Origin of the sequence: Rhodococcus sp. NPDC056743 (genome assembly GCF_042790355.1) — a bacterium.
In the GTDB taxonomy this organism is placed as follows: domain Bacteria; phylum Actinomycetota; class Actinomycetes; order Mycobacteriales; family Mycobacteriaceae; genus Rhodococcus_F.
In genome coordinates this window covers 19476-40364 of sequence record NZ_JBHTZI010000001.1, presented here as the reverse complement: position 1 = coordinate 40364, position 20889 = coordinate 19476, and the positions used below count along the sequence as shown (strand labels likewise).

Sequence of the window (20889 nt, the reverse complement as noted above, 5' to 3'; positions counted from 1 at the left end):
CGGGCTCGCCCCTGTGGCGCCCCCGCTCCCCGCTCGCGGAGTCACGGTAGATCCACCTTTCCTGCAAGCCAGCGACCGTCCACCAGGTTCATCGTCATCACGACTCGACTGCGGTCGATCCGCGGATCAGGTGCGACGGTATTACTGACGGTCTGGTCGATGAACAACAGGACCTGGACTTCAGTAGTGGTCGCCGATTTGACTCCAGCATCGATCACAACCCCCTGAGCTGCCGCCTTGTTATCGACCAGCAGTTGTTTCAATTGTTCACTGGACTGGGAGTACATGTCCTTGAATTCTCCGGTGGCGCCGTCGAGTACAGCTGCAAAATTTTGATCGAGCGCATCCGAACTCACACTTGTCAGAGTCACGGCGTACTGGCGCGCCGCATCGAGAGCTGCCGTCGCCGCTGACTCGACAGCGCGCGCATTGTGCAGTTTCCATCCGAAAACTGCTGCTGTGGACAGTGATACGGCCAGTAGCGCTGCGGCCACCGCGATTTTGATGACGCTCCCCCATCGGCGAACCCGAACAACTCGCTCGGCATCGCTCGAACCCACATCACTCTCGCCCTCCGATTCGGATTCCACTTCCACCGGGTCCAGGTCTGCAGCCTCGTCGATTGTTGTTGCCGAACCGCGTTCGCTCATTTTCCTTCTCCTTTGCGGCGATGATCATGTATTTCAACTGCTGTTCCGGGTTTACCCCGGCGGGCTCTGTTCGAGGTCAGGCCCTCCGTAGGGAAGTGGAATCGATTGAGGTCCAATCGGTGTCGGAGTCGCTTGCGCGTCGGGAACAACACCGGCGGGCGGGCCGGCAGTGTCGTCGCCGGGTTGCCGCGGCGCGTTCCGAGCGCCGCGGACGAGTACAGACGGATCTTCGTTGTCGCAGTACGTGTACAGATATGGTTCCGGGAAGTCCGGAACCGTCGCCGGTAGCCGGGGCAAGTTGTAATCACACGAATAACGTGGGTAGACGTTGACAAATGCCCAGATTCCGCCGTCGTGAAAAACGGTGGCGAGCGCTTCGAGTGTCGATCCCTGACGGTACGTCGGGGCGAAGAACTCCTGGAGCGCAGGAACATTCAAGTAGGCCATCTGGGCTACCGTCGTCAGGTTGCCGAGTAGCTGAACCATTGTCGGTGAGTTGTCTGCAATGAGCGCGTCAATCGACTTCAGCGTCGACGGCGTACCGTCGAGGAACTCACGAAGCCCCGTGTCCTTCGCTTCGACGCCGCGCAGAAGTTCCGACAGATTGCTCGTAGTACTGCGCAACCCCGGGCCGACGTCGCCGAGCGTGCCGAGCAGAACCTTGCTACTGCGCAGAAGTGTTGTCGTCTGCGGTAGTACCGTGTCGAGTGTCGAAACAAGGAAGGCGCCGCCGTCCAGTATCGCCGCCAGCTTCTTCGGTCCATCCGGTCCGACGCCGAGTTCCGCAACCATCATCTCGAGTTCGGCGGGATCGATTTGGGCCAGCATGCCGTCGAGGTTTCCCAGCATCGACGCCAGCGGCACGGGAGTAGACGTTTCGTCGGAAGAGATTTCCGATCCGTCGACAAGAAACGGACCACTGTCAGTGGTGGGCCGGAAGTCGAGGTACTGCTCGCCTGCCATCGAAAGCCCCGCCACCCGCACTTCCCCGCCCTGTGGAATCTCGACACCCCCGTCGATCTCCGCGACGGCAACAACGCCATTGTCAGTCAATTCGACCGAATTCACCTTGCCCACCGGGACTCCGCGGAGCATCACCTCCTGCTGCGGCAGCAGCCCACCCGATATCGAAAAATGGACGCGCACAGTGATCTTCGAGCTGATCGGGCTCAGGTGAAAAACACCGAAGGTCAGGTACACGACACCGACAACCAGTGTTGCGGCGAGGGCAACCACCGACATCGTGAGCCGGTGAGCACTACTGAAACGGACGGCACCAACGAGAGCTGCCGCGGGGACTTCCAGAAGCCGCGCCGCCGGGCTCATCTCGTCCACACCGTCAGGGATCTGTTTGTTCATCGGCCGGTTCCCAGCACTTTGCCTTGCAACCGCAGCAGCGTGTAGGTAATCGTTCCCACCAGCGCATCCCAGTCAGAAGAATCCGGAAGTCGACTGCCAGGGTCAGCCGGATGATTCGGATCGGCAATCGCCCCGATAGCCAGCTGTTCCAGGTCGGCATTGACATGCGCGGAGGTCGAGTTGGTGATCTTGAGGAGTGGCGGCAACAACCTGTTGACGGCTGCGAGACTCGCGTTGGGATCGGTTGCCGCGTCGTTGAGTTCCGCGGCGATCGTGTTGATGTCGGCGACCATCCCGCCTGCACCGGTACCGCTGACCGACGGAAACTTTCCCACTTGGGTGCTTACCTGGGCCACCTGCGCGAGCAGATCGAGCATCTGCGCCGTGTTGGCGTCGAGAGTACCGAGGGCGGGACCAGCCGCTGAAATCGCGTCGTCGATCGACGATTGGCGCCCCGACACCGTCGTGAGAAGCTGATCGGTCGACGCAAGCGTATCGCGGATCTCGTTGCTCCGACTCGACAGTGTCCCGATCAGAGCGGTCGATTCACCGATCAGGTCGGCCATCTCGTCACCTCGTCCGCCGACGGCTTCTCCGAGCCCGTTGACAACCTTCGTCAGGTTGCGCAGGACGCCACCGTTGATCAAGAAAGACGACGTGGTGAGGAGTTCTTCGATCGTGGCCGCCGACGTGGTCGACGCAATCGGAATACTGTCACCGTCGGACAGGAGCGGACCGTTCGTCACTGATTCGGCCGGGGGTTCCACCGCAACGAATACGTCTCCCAGCGGTGTTGCCGATCGCAATTCCGCGCTTGCCCCGGCCGGCAGACTGATTCCGTCCTGGATCCTCATCGTGACTATTGCTTCGTAGTTCTGCACTCTCATCGCTTCGACCTCGCCGATGTCGGCGCCCTGGAGTTTCACCTTCGCTTGCGCAGGCAGATTGAGTGCATTGTCGAAGACTGCGTAGAGCGTGTAATAGTCTCCGGAAACACCGGGTGCCGGCAGCGGCAGACTCTCGAGTCCTACGCCACACGCTGCCGTGGACAGCATCAGGCCGGCGCAGGCCCCGGCGGAGAGCACCCGCCACCCTGTCGGCGTCATCGTGGCAGCCCCGCCATGCCCTCGAGCATTCCGGAGATCCCGAAGTCCGGGCCGAAATCTTCGAGTGTTCCCGTGCTGCAGCCAAGCTGGCGCAGGCCGAGGACATTGCAGATCTCCTTGACCAACTGCCCGTCGAGAAAGACCTTTTCCAGCTGAGCGTGCACCCTCGCACCGCCGTTCTCCTGGTCGATTGCGTTGTAGGCGTTGTCCATCAGGAGCGGGGTGACGGTGAGAAACTCGGAAAGTTCGCGCCGATAGTCAGCCAATGCGGTCACCACGGTGTTTGCATTCGTCACCGTCGATTGCAGAGTTCCCTGGTTGGCCGCGAGAAGTTTGTCTGCCTCGAGAAGGATCTGGTTGACCTTGGTACCGGTGTCCCCCGTCCCCAAGTCCGCCTCACCGAGAAGGTCACTCACTTGCGCTAGGGCTGAACCGAATTCACGAATATCCTGATCATTGCTCGCAGCAACGGAAGTCAAGACCGAAAGATTGTCGACAACAGTCGTGATGGCATTCTGTGTTTCAGCGCCGCCGTCGCTACCCAGTTGCAGTGCCGACGCCAACTGGCTCAGCGACGACCTGATCGCTTGCCCGTTTCCGTCGACTATCGCACTTCCGACGCCGAGTAGGTCGGCGACCGGACCGGAACCCTCTCCATCGCCTTGTAACTCGATCGCCATCTTGTCTGCCATGGCGATCAGTCGATCGAATTCGACTGGTGTCTTTGTTCGGTCCATCGTGATGACGTCGCCGTCCGTCATCACCGGTCCGTCCTGGTAGGACGGAGTGATTTCGACATGACGGTCGGTCAACACCGACGTCGACACAGTCACCGCCTGTGCGGCTTCCGGGATCTTGACTCCACCGCCCAAGCTCATCGTCACTTCCACGAACGTGCCGCGGGGGACGATGCTGATCACCGAACCGATGGGCACGCCGAGCACCGATACGGCGTTTCCTTCGTACAGGCCTGCGCCACTGTCGAACTGAGCCGTAACGGTGATCGTCTCGTCCATCGAGGTTGCGCTGCGAAGACCGGAACAACCGGCCGTAGCGACGACAACCACCAACACGATCTTCGACATCGATTTCAGGGATCTCATTTGCAGTCCTTCAGGTAGGGCGGCAAATTCATCTCGTTTGCATGGCCGCTGACGGCGCACATCCACGAGTCGATGAACGGCCCAGCGGGGGCGGTGAAATCGACTTCGTTGGCGGTCCCGGAGGTATTCGCGAAGTTTCGCAGCGGAACCGGCAGGATCTCCAATGTGTTGCGCAGCAGATCGTCATTGTTGCTCAAGCTCTGGAGCAAGCCGTCCAGATTGGTGATCAGCTCGTCTATTGCCGGACTGTCGTTGACAACGATGTTGTTCAGTTGATCTACGAGTGCGGTTGTGGATACGAGTAGTTGGTCGACTACTTCCCGTCTGGCAGTGATGTCTTCCAGCACGTCACGGCCGTTTCGCACCAACTCACCCAGACTGTTCTGCTGCGCGCGGATGACAGTGGTCACCTCACCTGTGCTGGTCAGCAGAGAACCGATCTGTCCGCGCCGTTCGGCCAATACCGAAGACAAGTTCTCGATGTTCGCGAGTACCTGCGGCACGAGCGCCGGTGTGCCCTCGAGTTGATCGGACAGCGTCGTGAGCGTTTGCCCGATCTTCTCCGCGTCAACCTGCTCGAACGTGGTGGTCGCGTTGTCCAGCGTCTGTTGCAGATCATAGGGAACTTCGGTGTTGGCCAACCTGATCCGATGATCGGCGATTTCACCGTCACCGCCGGGACGAATTTCGACGTAACGCGATCCCAACAAAGTCGTCAACTTGATGGAAGCTGCCGTATCGGCCCCCAGCGAGACACCTTCGTCGATCTGCATAGTCACGACAACTTGATCACCTGCCAGCCGAACACCGTCGACTGTTCCCACTGGAACGCCCGCGATGGTGACCGCGTCGCCCGCGCTGACTCCGGCGGCCTGAGCAAATTCGGCGGCGTAGCTGACCTTGCCGATTCCTGCGGAAGTAACCCAGAGGGCGACGACCATCACGACGGCGATGCCTGCCACCGTCACGACACCGATTCCCAGGGCGCTGCGATCCTCGAGCGGTTTACGCAGTCTACGAGCATAATTCGATGTTGCTTTTCTGGTCATCTCTGATTACCTGCAAATCTTCGACTGGGTTATCTGGCCACCGGGGGTCGACTGCGCAACTATCGCCGGGATCACGGCACTGATCGCCGGGACGAGGGTGAGATTGAGATTGCACAGGTACGTGTTGATGTAACTTCCGTCCTGACTTGCGCGCGCAAGTCCTTTCAGCATCGGCGGTAGATTGAAACCGAAGTATCCGAAGGTATCCTTGTCGTCGAGAAAGTGTTGAGCGAAACCTGGTTCCCGAGTGAGGAACTCGTTCAGATCAGGAGATACGTCGCTCGACAACTTTGCCACTTGATCGGCAACGAGCGCGATCGAACCCAGCGAATCGACCATTTCGCCCCGCCTGGCTGCCAACTGTTCGAATATGGACTGAGCCTGCGTGATCATCGTGTCGACGTTGGTGCTCTGCATCGCGAGGCTGCGAACGATGCCGTCCAGATTGACGATGATATCGCCTAGAATCTTGTCCGGTCCGGCAAACGACTCGGCGAGAGTGGACGTCTCGGACACCAACGTGGTGATCGATCCCGAATCTCCCTGCAGTGCACTGATGATCGCAGTGGTGACATTGTCGATCTGCTGGGGATCGAGCACGCTGAAGAGTGGTTCGAAACCGTTGAGAAGAACCGAGATGTCGAATGAGGGTTCCGTGTTCTCGACCGGAATCTCGTCTCCCCCCGTCAAGACTCGAGGTTCACCCTGCTCACCGAGAGACAATCCGAGATAGCGCTGGCCGATGATGTTCTGGTACGTGATCGCGGCCTTGGTGTTGCCGTACAGCGCTTGATCCGATTCGATACGAAATGCGACTCGCGCGAGTGTTCCGTCGAGGCTGACCGAATCGACGCGCCCCACCCGAACACCAGCCATCCGCACGTCGTCGCCGGCGCGCAATCCTGACGCATCGGTAAAAACTGCGGTAAACGACGTCGTGTCTCCCGCAACGCCGCGCTGCAGCGTTACGAACACAGTCCACGTGAGACCACAAGAGATCAACAGGAATACGGCAATACCGATCAAGGGTTTGCGATAGCTCATCGGGTCCCCTGCCCAGGGTCGAGTGGCACGTCCGAATCGGGTGTCACCTGCACCGTGTTGCCACGGGCCAGCGGTCCGAGAATGAACTCATCGGCGGAAGTCGATTCGCCTCCCAGAAGATCTCCCAGAAGTGCCTTCTCCTGCGCACTTCCGACCGGACCGACATTCCCCCCGGACGTCGGGGCAAAGTCGAACTGCTGGGCGATGCCGTCAGCGACCACAGGTGGCACTGCAGTCTCCGGTGCAGTCGCGCAACTCGGACCGGCCAACTCGCCGTAGCGAGGACAGTCATCTCGGGTGTACATCTTGTGCGGTGTGAACTGGAACAGGAATTTTCCGGTCGCGTTCTGCTGCCCCACCGGCCAGAACTCGGTGAACCACTTGTCGGATATGACTTTCATCCGTGTGACGATGGGTGCGAATTCCGTACTACCGTCGGCAACTACGCTCAGTACCGGCGAAAGTTGAGTGGTGATGTCGACGATCTTGTCCGTGTTGTTGTCGAGTACGGAACCGACTTCCGACAGTGTGGTCGAACCGGCAGCCAACAAGGCTGTCAATGCGGCATCCTTCTCTGCCAACGTTCGCATCGGCACGACGGAATGGTGTACGGCATCAAGAAGGTCTGGTGCGGCTTCTTGGAGACCGCGGATGGCAGAAGACAACGCATCCAAGGTGGAAGGTTCACCGGTCGGCGTGATCAGCTCACCGAGTTCGCCGGCAATTCGGCGGAGTTGCTCACCCGCAGTGACGATATCGGCACCGCGACGATCTGTTGCCGCCGCAACAACGGCCAGCATTCCCAGTGTGCGATCAGTTCCGATACGTGCTGTCGCAGAGACAATTTCACGGAGTTTTGTCAACGCAGTTTGCAGCTGAACCGTTGAAAGGCTCTCGTCCTGTGCGATTTCCGCGTGCGGTGACAGCGGCGGTCCGCTGCCGTTGTCCACCAACTGAACGGACGACACCGCAAAGACATTGCTGGGCACCACACGCGCTGTCACAGTTGCCGGAATCCCGGCTGCATACTCCGGTTTCAGCGCGATGTCGACATACTTCTTCTCGCCGCCACTCGACGTATCCACACTGTTCACCACTCCGACCAGCACTCCTCGAAACTTCACATCCGAACGCGCAGGCAACCCGTCGCCGACATCGGCGAGAACCGCTGTGACCTCGAAGGCCTTGTCGAAAACTCCGTTCATCTTCGCGACCAATCCGGTGATCAACAGCGCCACGACGATCAGTGCACAGAGACCGTTCACGAGAAGTGTTGTCGCAGAGGGTCCTCGACCGTCGGCTTCGAAGAGTATCGGCATCAGCTACCCACCCAGCCTTGCTCCGGAACCGATGCCCCAGAATGCCACGGTGAGCAACAAATTCACGACGATCATCGCCGAGATACTGGCCCGCATCGCTCGGCCGGCCGCAGTCCCGACCCCTTGCGGACCACCGGAAGCGAAGAAGCCGTAGTAACACTGGATGGTGGAGGTAATGGTCACGAACACAACAGCTTTCACCAATGAGTAACCGATGTCCGTGGCACTGAGAACTAAACGGAAGTAATGCTCGTAGGTTCCGCTCGACACTCCACCTGACAACCCGATCACTACTTTCACAGCAAGGTAGTTCAAGGCTAGGCAGAGCAGATACAGCGGCACCACTGCGACCACGGATGCCATCAGCCTTGTTGTCACGAGATACGGAATGGGACGGATCGCCAGAGCTTCCATCGCGTCGATCTCCTCCGAGATTCGCATCGCGCCCAGTTGCGCTGTGAAGCGGCACCCTGCCTGCGCGGCAAAAGCCAACGAGGCCATGATGGGTGCCAGTTCCCTCGTTGTTGCAGTCGACGCAATCATTCCAGTCGCCGGCTCCAATCCCAGCAGATGCAGCGCGTTGTAGCCTTCGATTCCCACGATCGCTCCGGCCGCGGCGCCCAGAACGATGATCACACCTGCAGTTCCGCCACCGACCACGATCGAGCCGTTGCCCCACGTGACGTCGGCGAGGATCCGCAAGAATTCCTTCCGGTAATGCCTCAAGGTCCAGGGAACTGCGGCCAGTGCCCGGCCCAGAAAGGTGACCATGTGGCCCAGCCGCATGACGACTGTTGCTTGCGCCATGGCTACTTTGACGGCTGACCTCACGCCCGGTGGGTAATACCGCGATGCCATCTAGAAACCCGTCCGTGGAAACATCAACACGTACAACTGTGTCAGGACCACGTTCACGACCATGAGGAGCAAAATTGATGCCACCACTGTGGCATTGACCGAGTTGGCAACGCCGGCTGGTCCACCGCGCGTGGTAATCCCCTTGTGGCAAGCCACGATTGCCACTATCGCGCCGTAGAGGACTGCCTTGATCATTGTCAGGAAGAAATCACCGACGGTCGCAAAGGATGCAAAAGTCGACACAAAACTACCGGGAGTGCCGTTCTGGACGAAGGTGTTGAACAGGTAGCCGGAAAGGAATCCCACAAAGCAGACGAGCCCCGTCAGCGCAACACCAACCGTGATCGCTGCCACCAGCCTGGGCACCACAAGCCTGCGGACAACGGAAATCCCCATAACTTCCAACGCATCGATCTCGTCGCGGATCTTGCGCGATCCGAGGTCAGCGCATATCGCCGATCCCGCTGCCGATGCCATGAGCAAGGCAGCGACCATGGGAGCGCCCTGCCTGATCACCGCAAGGCCGCTGGCAGCCCCGGCCAGCGACGTCGCGCCGACTTGTCCAGCGAGCAGGCCGAATTGAATCGACAATGTCACACCGATCGGTATCGCGACAAACAAAGTCGGAACCGCGGATGCCGACGCCATGAAGGCCGTCTGACGCACGAACTCCGCAACGGGAAATCGGAAGGTCGCGATGTCGATCACCAAGTACTGGATTGCGCGAAGTCCGAGAACACATTGTCCACCAACCGTTTCCAGTGCAGCAACAGGATGCCGTCGTGTATACCCGTGCATCCAACCGGCGATTTCGCTTGATGCAGAACTTTTCTGGCCAAAACTTCGATCTGGGATCTCCATGGATCTTCCACTTTCCGTTCGCCCACAAGTTCAGTCCGCCTCGTACGAGAGTGCGCACGCATTGCGTCTAACCTGCCGCTACCGCGTGATCTGCCGCCTTCCGAACTGAGCATTGCCCCCCGAAAGATGCTGTCCGCCCGTTCCGAGCTCAGCTTTCACTAAAATGCTGAGCACCTTCTTAGCATGAATTGTCGAATGAGGTCAAGATCACAGCGCGCGACGAACCTTCGACACCGAGTGCGTATTGCAGCCTTCCCCATCGAACATGCCGACTTGGCCGACTCAGCGAATCGAGTTCTATTGCAAGGAGATTGGAAATCCACACGGCAGATACCGGCGCTTCAAGACTCTCGTCACGTCACCCACGGACATAGCCACCCCCTCGAGAAATGCACGTAACGAACATCAACTCACCCAGACTTGACCCGCAAGGGCAACACTGCCGCAGTAAATCTGGCTGAGCGGCACCTGGCTGAGCGAACATAAAACTAGACACTATTGTGAAAAGTGTCAAGGAAAATGGTTCTGTGCAGGTCCGCACGTCGCACTCATGCCCACGTCGTCGAGATCTGCGGCGCCACTGGCGAAAACGGCCGGCGCTAGCTACGACAACAAGAATTGCCGCCTGGCGTGTGGACACAGGCGGCTACGGCAAATCACGAGCTATCGACACGGGTCGATTAGCCGTCAGTTCCGGTGCAACGCACCGTAGACAGGCAGCAGTGGGCAAGCGTCGCTCGACGCTCGCCCACTGTCAATACTTCTCCGAACTATTTCGTTTCAGACCGTCGGCCCCTCCAAAATGGTCACTGCAGCAACGGCAGTCGGCCCACCGACGTTGTGTGCCAAGCCGATCCGGGCTCCGTCGACCTGATTGACGGCGTCCCCCCGCAGCTGTTCGAACAACTCGACGCACTGCGCGACACCGGTCGCTCCCGGCGGGTGCCCCTTGGCGATCAGTCCGCCACTGGGATTCACCGGAATGGAGCCGCCGATCCCGGTAGCTCCCGATTCGATGAGTTTGAACCCCTCGAACCGGTCGGCGAAGCCGAGATCCTCGTAGCTGATCAACTCGATGCCGGTGAAGAAGTCGTGTACCTCTGCGACGTCCACGTCGGACGGGGTCATGCAGGCCATCGAAAAGGCCTGCTTTGCAGCGCGGACCGAGGCGGGGAACGATGTCATGTCACGCTTGTGTTGGTGCATGACGGAATCCAGACCCAGGCCGACGCCGCGGATCCAGACCGGCCGATCTGTGTACCTCCCCACGACATCTTCTGCCGCCAGCACCAACGCCGCGGCGCCGTCACTCTGTGGTGCGCAATCGTAGGCACTGAACGGTGTCACGATGGTCGGCGCGTTCAGTGCTTCCTCGATGGTGATCTCGAAACGCTTGCAGGCCTTGGGGTTGTTGACACCGTGAAGATGATTCTTGACGGCCACCATGGCCATATGTTCCCGGGTTGCGGGAGATTCGTGCAGGTAGCGGCGCACATGTAAGGCGAAGCCGGCCGGAGCCACCAGGCCGAGCGGGTAATCCCACGCCATGTCCCGGGCCATCGCTTCCCATTCCCACAGCATGTCCTTCGACGCACTCTCGCGGAGTTTGTCCGCGCCCATGACCACCGCGACGTCGAATGCGCCCGACGCGATTCCGAACAGCGCGTTGCGGACGGCGTCATGGCCTGTTGCGCAGGAGTTTTCGATACGAGTTACCGGAATGTCTGCCAGTCCGAGAGTATCTGCGAGAATTCCGGACGGGAACCCGTCTGGTGTTCCCATCGCACCGAACCAGGCTGCCTGCAGATCCGACTTGTCCAAGCCCTTGTCGACACTGGCCGCGCATTCGGAGAACGCCATGGGCAACAGGTCTTTGATACCCAGGGTGAAATGTTCGGCAAAGGGTGTCATCCCCGCGCCGACTATCGCCACGTTTCTCATACCGCCTCCTGCTCGATCAGAAATGCTGCCTCCGGTTCGAATGCGTATCCGTAGTCCGGCACCCCGGAGCGAATCGCCACCCGGCGTAGAACCATTCGGCCACGATCGCCGAGATCAACTGTTCCCGGTTCGACGCCGGTCACCTTGACGAGCGCACGAACATCGACGTCGTCGAGTTCCACGATCACCAGGGAATACGGAGTCTTCAGTCCGGGAACCGGAACATGCACGGTTACTTCGGTATACACCGATCCGGTACGTGGTAGTGGCACAAAGGTGTAGTCCGTCTTCAGTGTGCCGTCGTTGTCGACACGATACCGAGGAGGAAAGTCCAGGTCTTCACTGTCTTCGTATTTTCCGGCTTCCCACCGGACTTTTGCGTCGAAGGCGCGCTCGTAGGCTGCCAGCGAGATCGGAATGTCGGCGCCGGGTACGAACTGGCCTTCCACTTTCGGGCGCGGCGCAGGCTCGCGGCGATGAACCTCGGCGGTGCCGTCCGCGACCCGGACTCCGGAGAGACTGGCTTGCTCGACGCCGACGAGGGATCCGGTGCTTCCCGAATCGACCATGGCCGCGAGAGCAAACAGACCCGAACTCGCGCCGAGTGTCGGTAGCCGAACGGGCTCTCCCGCACACAATGCGGCGGCCTGCTTGTGTTCGACACCGGCGACCGCGACCGGGGCATCCACCCAGGCAGCTGACAATGATGCGGCAAATCCGCGTTCCTTGAGCAACCGTGGATCGCCGTAATCATGGACAACACCAATGGAGTTACGAGTACGCACGGGAAGGCTACGCGAGACCCGAGCGGCGGTGCGGACGCGCAATCCGTGGTCCGAGGTCAGTACGGCCGCCGCCCCTGCCGGTTCGAGGTCGACGCCGATGATCAGTGTCCGAGGGCGAGCGTTGCTGACGGCGTCGAGCGTTGCGGGCGCACCGCCGAGGCGCTCGACCACCTCCAGTTCGGGATCCAGTCCGAGTCCGGCCAGCAGGACTGCGGCATTACTGCTTTCCAGCAGTGGCAGATCCCGGCTGACCAGAATGACGTGCTCTACGGAGGTGCTGGTGCTACACGCCGCTCTGCCGGCTTCGACCGCGAGAGTGATCGCGTCTTCGTCGTCACCCGGCACGCGGGAATCCGACGTCCCCCAGCACGGTAGGTACGTCCCTATCGAAGCGATGTATGACATGCCAGTCTCCCCGTAATCGTGAAAATCGCTCAGAACTTCAAGCGAGAGCAGGTACACGGTGAATCAGGAGGTCACTCCCTAAACCCATCGAGTGCATCTCGTTTCCCTCTGATTTGAATACGCTATTCTCACAAATGAGAATACTGCATTCTCGCTGTGAGAATTGTAGCAATCAGACCGACTCTCGCATAGCCCCACGACTGCGAGTCACCTTCATCGATCGCCAGGCTTCTCCCGGAGTGAACTGCCCTTCTTCGACTCTTGCGGGCATCACGAAAGCGAGAGTATGGTTCTCATAAATTGAAGGGAGATTCTTCTGATGGAGACTAAGGCGCTCAGCCCGGCATTGGGCGTAGAGGTCATCGGTATCGACAGCTTGGACGACGAGGCTGTAGTTGCGAGATGCCTGGAGGCATTGAAGTGGCGCGGGGTACTGCTCATCCGCGGTTTGCACCTCGACGACGATGCTCAGATCGCATTCAGCCGCAAGCTCGGGCCGGTATTGGCCCCCGCGGGCAAGGAAATTTTCAAGGTCACGCTCGACCCGGCCAAGAACCCGTCGGCCGAATACCTTCGGGGCACGTTCAATTGGCACATCGACGACACCACCAACGACGTGCCGGCCAAGGCGACGATGCTGACTGCGCGGCACGTGGCCATGACAGGCGGAGGCACCGAATTCGCCAGCACGTACGCGGCGTACGAGAATCTGCCGGAGCAGGAACGTAAGCGCTACGACGACCTTCGCGTCGTCCACAGCTTCGAAGCTGCACAGCGACTTATCGAGCCGAACCCCACTGAGAAGCAACTTGCATCCTGGCGCCATCTGCCCACCCATGAATCGTCATTGGTCTGGGAACACCGCGACGGACGCAAGTCATTGGTCCTCGGCGCAACGGCCGACCACGTCGTGGGAATGCAGCCTGACGAAAGCCGGGCGCTCCTCGACGAACTGCTCGCGTGGACCACCCAGGAGCGCTTCTCCTACAGCCACACGTGGGAGGTCGACGACGTGGTCATCTGGGACAACACCGGAATGCTGCATCGTGCACTTCCCTACGACCCCAAGTCGGAGCGAACGATGCACCGCACCACAATCCTCGGCAACGAGCCGTGGGCATGAGCGAATCCGCGAACGGAGAGAACGTGAGTACTCAGATCACGCGAACTGCAGTTGTCACCGGTGGCAGTTCGGGTATCGGTCGCGCTGTCGCAGAACGCCTGCGCACCGACGGATACAACGTAGCCACGATCGACCTCACACCCTCAGACGAAAAGTATTCGTACACAGCAAATGTCACGGACCGCGCCCGGTTGGACGAAGTTCTTGCGGAGATCCGCACAGAATTGGGTCCCGTCACCATCCTGGTGAACGCAGCCGGCCTCGACGGATTCCAACGATTCACGAAGCTGTCGTTCGACGACTGGAAGCGCGTCATCGACGTCAACCTCGACGGTGTATTCCATTGCTGCCAAGCGGCACTCCCCGACATGCTCGACGCCGGCTGGGGTCGCATCGTCAATATCTCGTCGTCCAGCGCGCACTCCGGGCAGCCGTTCATGACGCATTACGTCGCGTCCAAGTCCGCGGTCAACGGCCTCACCAAATCCTTGGCGCTGGAGCTCGGCCCAGAAGGAATCACCGTCAACGCCGTTCCCCCCGGATTCATCGACACTCCGATGCTGCGTACGGCCGAAGGCAAGCGCCTCCTCGGTGGCACCGTCGAAGACCACATTGCCAAGACACCGGTCCGGCGCGTCGGCCGACCGGAAGACATCGCAGCTGCCTGCGCGTTCCTCATCTCCGAAGAAGCCGGCTACATCACCGGTCAGATCCTCGGCGTCAACGGCGGCCGCAATACCTAGTCCTTCCGCTTCACGCGCGGCGAATAAGGCAGCTGCACAACCAGTTTGAACAACCCAACACATCGAACGAAGGGATTCACAATGGGACGCGTTGAAGGCAAGGTTGCGTTCATCACCGGCGCAGCGCGGGGTCAGGGCCGGAGTCATGCGGTGCGTTTGGCCGAAGAGGGTGCCGACATCATCGCCGTCGACATCTGCGCCGACTTCGATTCCATTACGTACCCGATGGCCACCCCCGAGGATCTCGAAGAGACTGCCCGTCTCGTCGAGAAGCACGGTCGCCGCATCGTCACCGCCAAGGCCGACGTCCGCAAGGTCGACGAGCTGCGTGCGGCGCTCGAACGTGGCGTGGCCGAGTTGGGCCACCTCGACATCGTTGTCGCGCAGGCCGGCGTTGCCGGAATGCGCGGTGAACCGGATATCGCGGCCTGGTCCGACACCGTCGACACCAACCTCGTCGGCACGATCAACGCTATCCAGGCGGCGCTGCCTTACCTCGGCACGGGTGCCTCGATCATCGCCACCGGTTCGACAGCGTCGATGATCGACACCAGCAAGGTCGACGTACCCGGCAAGGACCTCGGCGGCGTTGCGTACGTGTTCTCCAAGCGTGCGCTCTCCCATTACGTACACGAACTCGCCACACACCTCGCGCCACGCGGAATTCGTGCCAACGTTGTGCATCCCACCAACTGCAACACCGACATGCTGCACAACGAATCGATGTACAAGTCCTTCCGCCCCGACCTCGAGAACCCGGGCCGCGAAGATGCAGTGCTGTCGTTCCCGGTCCAGCAGGCAATGCAGATTCCGTGGGTCGAGCCCGAGGACATCAGTGAGACCGTCCTCTTCCTCGCATCGGAGCAGGCTCGTTACGTCACCGGCATGCAGATGCGCGTCGACGGCGGCGGCTACCTGAAGTCGTACGACTACCACATCTGATCTTCAGACTTCGCCTTCACGAAACACATTCGTGAAGGCGAAGTTTCAATCATCACCCATCGCGAAGTCAGTGCTCGCTATTTCTTCAGGACGGATACATGAGCACCACGAATACCGTAGTCGCCAGTTCGACTGGCACAATCGCTTCAGGCCACGCGCCCGTGAACCGGACCGTCGATGTCGACGGCATTCCCATGTCCGCGTTACTGATCGAGGTTCCAGAACCGCGTGCGGTCATTCTTGCCGTGCACGGCGGGGCAACGAACTCGGCATACTTCGACTGCCCCGGGCACCCCCGACTGTCGCTGTTGCGCACCGCAGCAGCCCTCGGATTCACCGTGCTTGCACTCGACCGACCTGGGTACGGCAGCTCCAATCCCCATGCAACCGAATTGGCCGATCCCGAGGTACGCGTCGACATGACGTATGCGGCGATCGAACATCATCTCGAAGGAATCGACCGCGGCGCAGGTATATTCGTTCTGGCTCACTCCATCGGCTGCGAATTGGCCACCCGGTTGGCCGCGGACGAGCGCGGAGACGCCTTCCTCGGTATCGAACTCTCCGGCACCGGCCGTGAGCAACAGCCCCTTGCACAGGAAATCCTGGGCGTCACCGCCCGCAACGCCGATCCCATCGCCGTGCGTGAATTGTTGTGGCAGCCGAGCCGGTTGTACGCCGAAGAACTGTTCGGCGGTCTCCCGATCGCATCCCGGACACCGAAGTACGAAGGTGACGTGGTGCGAAGCTGGCCTCGGGATAACTTCCCGAATCTGGCTGCACGCGTGAATATTCCCGTTCATTTCACTGCGGGCGAATACGAGCATGTGTGGCGGAACGATCCCGAGGCGCTGCTCGCCGTCGCCGAGTTGTTCACCGCTGCACCGCGAGTGGTCGTGGACAAGCAGTTCGACGGCGGACACAACCTCAGCCTCGGTTATACCGCGACTGCATATCACCTCCGCGTCTTGGCGTTTGTCGAGGAATGCATCGCCGGTCGATCCGAATTCGCAGACCTGCCAACAGACGACAGCACGGCTCACGCGAGCCACGGAAGGTGACTCCATGAATTCCGCAGACGTTGCACTGCTACTGATCCGATTGGCCGTGGGTTCGACCATGATTGCTCACGGAGTCAATCACTGGATCGGCGGCGGAAAGATCGAGGGTACCGCCCGCTGGTTCAGCGGACTCGGACTACGCAACGGCACCTTTCAGGCCTGGATGAGCGTAGTCACCGAAGTCGGTGCCGGCATCTTACTGATCGTCGGATTCCTGAATCCGTTTGCCTGCGCGGCCGTCATCTCGGTCATGCTGGTTGCCGGCATACTGGCACACCGCCCCAACGGATTCTTCATCTTCCGTGACGGCTACGAGTACGTGATGGTGCTCGCGCTTGTCGCGCTCGCCTCCGCCATGCTCGGCCCCGGCAGCATATCCCTCGACAGCGCACTGAACATCGATGTCTCCGGGTGGGCAGGTGGCGGTATCGCCCTCGGAGTGGGCGCAGTCGGCACCGCTGTACTTCTCGGCTTGTTCTGGCGGCCACAGCTACAGGAGGTTTCATGATCACTCTAGGAGGACCCGCGATGCACGTAGGATTCATCGGACTCGGTAGCCAGGGCACGCCGATGGCACGGCGAATCGTCCACTCCGGCTATGAAACCACTCTGTGGGCACGACGTCCCGAAGCCCGAGTTCCCTTTTCCGACACTACTGCCAAGTTCGCCGAATCTGCGGCCGAACTGGGCGCGGCAAGCGATCTCGTGTGCATTTGTGTCGGCAGCGACGCGGATGTTCTCGACGTTGTCACCGGCGAGGACGGAGTCCTCGCCGGAATGAAGCCGGGTGGAATCATCGCCGTGCACAGCACAGTTCACCCGGATACTTGTCGCGAACTCGGCGAAACAGCGGCTGCTCGAGGAGTCTCCGTCGTTGACGCTCCAGTCAGTGGCGGTGGCATCGCCGCTACGGAAGGCCGCCTTCTGGTGATGGTCGGAGGAAGCGACGAAGACTTCGAACGCGTCCGTCCTGTCTTCTCGATGTACGCGAATCCTGTTGTTCACCTCGGCCCGCTGGGCTCCGGTCAGATCACGAAGCTGCTCAACAATCTTCTCTTCACGGCAAACTTGGCTACAGCCGCGAACACGCTTGCACTCGGCCAGTCGCTCGGTGTTGATCCCAACCGCCTCGGAGACGTCATCTCGCACGGCACCGCAAACAGCTTCGCGCTGAGCCGGATCGTCTCTGCCGGCGGAACACTCGAGCGTATCGCCCAGCACGCGGGCACCTTGCTCCAGAAGGACGTCGGGCTGATCGCGGATCTTGCGACGTCAGCGCAAGCACCCACCGGAGTTGTACTGACTGCGGCTGATGCCACCCTCGAACTCATGGATCACCGCCGATGACGCGCGTCGGGTTTATCGGCGCCGGACGGATGGGCGGACCGATGGTCAGTCGTCTCGTCGAAGCCGGTCACGAGGTTCGCGGGTTTACACGTTCTACCGAATCGCGAACTGCGCTGGAAGCATCCGGCGCTCGAGCCGTGTCCACCTTTGCCGAGGTCGGCGCAGACACCGATCTCGTGATCATCTGTGTCTTCACGGACGAGCAGGTTCGCGAGGTATGCCTCGGCAGCGACCTGCTCGCGTCGATGCCTCGCGGATCGACCCTGGTGTTGCACACAACGGGAAGCCCGCGCACAGCTGAAGCCGTCGCCGAGCACGCAACACAATTTGGTGTCGCAGTCGTGGACTCACCGGTCAGCGGCGGACCGCACGACATCGCCGCGGGCAGGCTGACCCTCTTTGTCGGCGGCGATGCCAACACACTCGCACGCATCCAGCCGACCTTGGAAAGCTACGCCGATCCAGTTCTCTACGTTGGACCGATCGGCAACGGGCAGCGGGTCAAGCTTGTCAACAATGCCCTCTTCGCTGCCCAGATCGGCCTTCTCACCGAAGCTGTCCGACTGGGAACGCAACTCGGGATCGAGGAGGGTGATCTGCTCGCGGCGCTTCCCTACGGCAGTTCCAACAGCCGGGCTCTGACCAGTGTTTCTGCCAAGGGTTCAGTGGCCGCATTTGCGGACTCCGTCGGAGATTTCCTGCGCAAGGACGTGGGCGTCGTCCGACAGATCGCTACCGAACTGGATGGCAATCTCGGACTGCTCGACGACGCGGTCAACGCCGCACTACCGAATCGCGTCTGACTCACGCCGGTACTTCCGAATGCGATAGCGTTGCCGATGAGAATATCGGCAGTCAATCGACCATAAGCGGGAGAACAAGATGGGCGGGTCAGTCCTGTCGGGCAGTACCGATCTACCGGGGTACCGACGCCTTGCTCTGACTCTCGCCGAAGCTGTGGCAGCCGGCCGGTACGACCAGACAACCCCCCTGCCGACGGACACCGAACTGATGGCCGAGTACGGACTCGGGCGACAAACGGTGCGCCGAGCGTTTCAGGAACTCGTGGCGGACGGCCTGGTGTATCGCGTCCGCGGCCGAGGAACATTTCCGACGGACCAACCAAGCACCGGCCGCTCCGTCCGTTCCACCGATTCGATCGAACAGCTCGAGGAGTGGCCGGGCACCGAGATGGAAGTCATCTCGCCTCTCGAACTCCGACGTGACCGTGTCCACGCCGAAAAGCTCGAGCTCGACGGTCTTGTTGTGGCGCAGTTGAAGGTTCGGCGCTGGATCGACAACCAGCCATACGCCGTCAACACGATCATTCTCCCGCCCGACGTCGCCGAAAAACTGATATCCGAGAGCCTGATCCCGACAAGCCGCACGCCCGGAACCATCCTCGCTTCGGTCGGTAGTGTGGCGGGTCCTGTTGCCGGGGCCGAGGAAACCGTCACCGCAATTCTCGTCTCCGACGACATCGCCGAAATTCTGCACACCGCGCCGGGTAGACCTGCCCTACACATCGAGCGGGTCTACCGAAACGGCAATGGAGTTCCGGTAGAAATCTCGTTGACGGTACACGCATCGGAACGGTACGAGCACCGACTCTCGATTCAGCGTGCCGGTCGTCACGGCTCCTGAAAATTGCTGCAAGATCCGCCGATACCTCTGGCTCCAAACATCATTCGGAAGAATGTGCCCGAAAAATCCCTTGAATCGAATGGATGTTCGAGTATAATTGAGGTCATGGGTGGGGAGGCCTTGATGACGACGGTTTTTGATTCTATTGCGGTGGGGGATGTTGTAGCCGGTTCGGCTGCGGGTGTGCGCGGCCGGTTGTGGCGGTTGCACCCGTCCGAGGTCCGCGATGTTGCCGTTAGTGCATCGGCGGAAATTCTTCGGCTGGAAGCGATTCGAGTGGCCGCGGTCGACGAATTGGCACTCAATCCCGATGAGCAGGTGCTCTGCTACCGCGGTGTGGGTCGGTGGTTGGCGGCGAATACGATGCTGCAGAACTCGGCCGGCAACAAGATCGCCGCTCTCGGTGCCGCACTGCGGGTGTTCCCGGATATTGCGGCGCAGTTCGAGGCCGGTGATCTCTCGCTCGATCATGCAGCATTGATCGCCGCGTTCTGTGAATCCCCGCCGAAAGGGATGCCGGACATCGCGTTGACGCCAAGCCTGAAAACTCTTCTTGCCGCTGCGTCCGGGGTGGAAGCGACCACCACGAAGGTGCGGTATGCGATCGCGGTTTTGGAGCGGATTTTCGAATCCGACGAGCCTCCGCCCGGTGAGGATAATGATCTGAATGCGTTACGTATCGCGCCGACGTTGAACGGTCGGGTTGTCATCAAGGGCGACTTCGATGCGTTGACCGGTGAAATGCTGCTATCGGCGCTGTCGGGGTTGTCGATGCCCAAACCTGCCGCGGACGGGACCCCGGATGCGCGGTCGGCAGCAAAACGCACCGCCGACGCGTTCACCGAACTCATCCGCCGCTACCTCGACAACGCCGCCACCGGTGTGGATGGTGGTCAACGTCCGCACGTGAATGTGCATATCACTGCGAAAGACCTTGCCGAGCATCGTGAATGCGCCACCACACGAGCAGACAACGATGACGCGCCTGATCTGGATGACGAGTCTGTGTTCGAGGATCTCGATGTCGGGTACATGCCGTGGATGGGTCCGCTCAGCGTCAGCAAAACTCGGATGCTGGCGTGTGATTGCATGCTCTCGACCGTCTTGATGGACGGTAACGGCGCACCGTTGGATGCGACACCGCTCAAGCGCCTCGTCACAGCCCAGCAACGTATCGCGTTGATCGCCCGGGACAAAGGCTGCGCATTCCCCAACTGCGATGCCGTCCCCGCCTGGTGCGACGCGCACCATATAAAACCGTGGTCGACGGGCGGTTTGACGGTGATGGACAACCTCGTGTTGCTCTGCCGGAGCCACCACACGTTGATCCACAGCACCAGCGGGTTCCGCGGAATCTGGGAAATCAAAATGGGTTCCGATCACAAACCCTGGTTCATTCCGCCAGCAGCGATCGACCCGAAACAACGACGCCGACGTTCCACCACCCGCCAAGGACCAGTCCACCGAGACTGAAACCAGCTCTGCCGGAACCACATACCGCGTGAACGCTTCGCATCACCAGCTAAGACGATGCGAAGCCCACACGCAT

The 20889-nt window shown here is 60.4% G+C and carries 20 protein-coding genes; 9 read left to right on the top strand and 11 right to left on the bottom strand.

What is annotated here, in order from left to right:
- Positions 1-41: 41 nt before the first annotated feature.
- The 11 genes from ACFRFQ_RS00205 to ACFRFQ_RS00155 all read right to left on the bottom strand — a co-directional run bounded on the left by ACFRFQ_RS00205 (position 42) and on the right by ACFRFQ_RS00155 (position 12480).
- Positions 42-650, bottom strand: coding sequence for a hypothetical protein (locus tag ACFRFQ_RS00205; protein ID WP_378651551.1), 609 nt, complete (start codon positions 648-650; stop codon positions 42-44).
- A 51-nt stretch (positions 651-701) separates the two neighbouring features.
- Positions 702-2009, bottom strand: a complete 1308-nt coding sequence (locus ACFRFQ_RS00200) for an MlaD family protein (RefSeq protein ID WP_378651548.1) — start codon at positions 2007-2009, stop codon at positions 702-704.
- The gene (locus tag ACFRFQ_RS00195) at positions 2006-3115 is read right to left on the bottom strand and encodes an MlaD family protein (RefSeq protein WP_378651546.1); all 1110 of its coding nucleotides are present in this window, start codon (positions 3113-3115) and stop codon (positions 2006-2008) included. Before ACFRFQ_RS00195 ends, ACFRFQ_RS00200 begins: the two co-directional genes overlap by 4 nt.
- Positions 3112-4218: an MCE family protein gene (locus tag ACFRFQ_RS00190; RefSeq protein ID WP_378651543.1), complete on the bottom strand. Its 1107-nt coding sequence runs from the start codon at positions 4216-4218 to the stop codon at positions 3112-3114. Before ACFRFQ_RS00190 ends, ACFRFQ_RS00195 begins: the two co-directional genes overlap by 4 nt.
- Positions 4215-5267, bottom strand: coding sequence for an MCE family protein (locus ACFRFQ_RS00185; protein WP_378651541.1), 1053 nt, complete (start codon positions 5265-5267; stop codon positions 4215-4217). The genes ACFRFQ_RS00190 and ACFRFQ_RS00185 overlap by 4 nt, the downstream gene beginning before the upstream one ends.
- 6 nt (positions 5268-5273) lie before the next feature.
- Positions 5274-6311 carry an MCE family protein gene (locus tag ACFRFQ_RS00180; RefSeq protein WP_378651538.1) on the bottom strand — a complete coding sequence of 346 codons (1038 nt, stop codon included), beginning with the start codon at positions 6309-6311 and terminating at the stop codon, positions 5274-5276.
- Positions 6308-7630, bottom strand: a complete 1323-nt coding sequence (locus ACFRFQ_RS00175) for an MlaD family protein (protein ID WP_378651535.1) — start codon at positions 7628-7630, stop codon at positions 6308-6310. Before ACFRFQ_RS00175 ends, ACFRFQ_RS00180 begins: the two co-directional genes overlap by 4 nt.
- Positions 7631-7633: 3 nt before the next feature.
- Entirely contained in the window at positions 7634-8488 is an 855-nt protein-coding gene (locus ACFRFQ_RS00170) for an ABC transporter permease (RefSeq protein WP_378651533.1), read from the bottom strand.
- Entirely contained in the window at positions 8489-9349 is an 861-nt protein-coding gene (locus ACFRFQ_RS00165) for an MlaE family ABC transporter permease (RefSeq protein WP_378651530.1), read from the bottom strand.
- A gap of 780 nt (positions 9350-10129) precedes the next feature.
- Positions 10130-11290, bottom strand: coding sequence for a thiolase family protein (locus ACFRFQ_RS00160; protein WP_378651528.1), 1161 nt, complete (start codon positions 11288-11290; stop codon positions 10130-10132).
- A complete protein-coding gene (locus ACFRFQ_RS00155; protein ID WP_378651525.1) occupies positions 11287-12480 on the bottom strand; it encodes an OB-fold domain-containing protein in 1194 nt (397 codons plus the stop codon). The genes ACFRFQ_RS00160 and ACFRFQ_RS00155 overlap by 4 nt, the downstream gene beginning before the upstream one ends.
- Positions 12481-12799: 319 nt before the next feature.
- Here ACFRFQ_RS00155 and ACFRFQ_RS00150 point away from each other — a divergent pair, with 319 nt between their 5' ends.
- The 9 genes from ACFRFQ_RS00150 (at position 12800) to ACFRFQ_RS00110 (ending at position 20813) form a co-directional block, all read left to right on the top strand.
- Positions 12800-13603 carry a TauD/TfdA family dioxygenase gene (locus ACFRFQ_RS00150; protein WP_138870278.1) on the top strand — a complete coding sequence of 268 codons (804 nt, stop codon included), beginning with the start codon at positions 12800-12802 and terminating at the stop codon, positions 13601-13603.
- 23 nt (positions 13604-13626) lie between these two features.
- A complete protein-coding gene (locus ACFRFQ_RS00145) occupies positions 13627-14346 on the top strand; it encodes an SDR family NAD(P)-dependent oxidoreductase (RefSeq protein WP_378651522.1) in 720 nt (239 codons plus the stop codon).
- An 81-nt stretch (positions 14347-14427) separates the two neighbouring features.
- Complete coding sequence (locus ACFRFQ_RS00140) at positions 14428-15288, top strand: mycofactocin-coupled SDR family oxidoreductase (protein WP_378651519.1); 861 nt, start codon at positions 14428-14430, stop codon at positions 15286-15288.
- A gap of 98 nt (positions 15289-15386) precedes the next feature.
- Positions 15387-16349, top strand: coding sequence for an alpha/beta hydrolase (locus ACFRFQ_RS00135; protein ID WP_378651516.1), 963 nt, complete (start codon positions 15387-15389; stop codon positions 16347-16349).
- A 4-nt stretch (positions 16350-16353) separates the two neighbouring features.
- Complete coding sequence (locus tag ACFRFQ_RS00130; RefSeq protein ID WP_378651514.1) at positions 16354-16857, top strand: DoxX family protein; 504 nt, start codon at positions 16354-16356, stop codon at positions 16855-16857.
- A gap of 20 nt (positions 16858-16877) precedes the next feature.
- Positions 16878-17696 (top strand): NAD(P)-dependent oxidoreductase, encoded by an 819-nt coding sequence (locus tag ACFRFQ_RS00125; RefSeq protein WP_378653464.1) that lies wholly within the window; start codon positions 16878-16880, stop codon positions 17694-17696.
- Entirely contained in the window at positions 17693-18499 is an 807-nt protein-coding gene (locus ACFRFQ_RS00120) for an NAD(P)-dependent oxidoreductase (protein ID WP_378651511.1), read from the top strand. Before ACFRFQ_RS00125 ends, ACFRFQ_RS00120 begins: the two co-directional genes overlap by 4 nt.
- Positions 18500-18578: 79 nt before the next feature.
- Positions 18579-19340 (top strand): GntR family transcriptional regulator, encoded by a 762-nt coding sequence (locus ACFRFQ_RS00115; RefSeq protein ID WP_378651507.1) that lies wholly within the window; start codon positions 18579-18581, stop codon positions 19338-19340.
- Positions 19341-19445: 105 nt separating this feature from the next.
- A complete protein-coding gene (locus ACFRFQ_RS00110; RefSeq protein ID WP_378651504.1) occupies positions 19446-20813 on the top strand; it encodes a DUF222 domain-containing protein in 1368 nt (455 codons plus the stop codon).
- Positions 20814-20889: the final 76 nt, after the last annotated feature.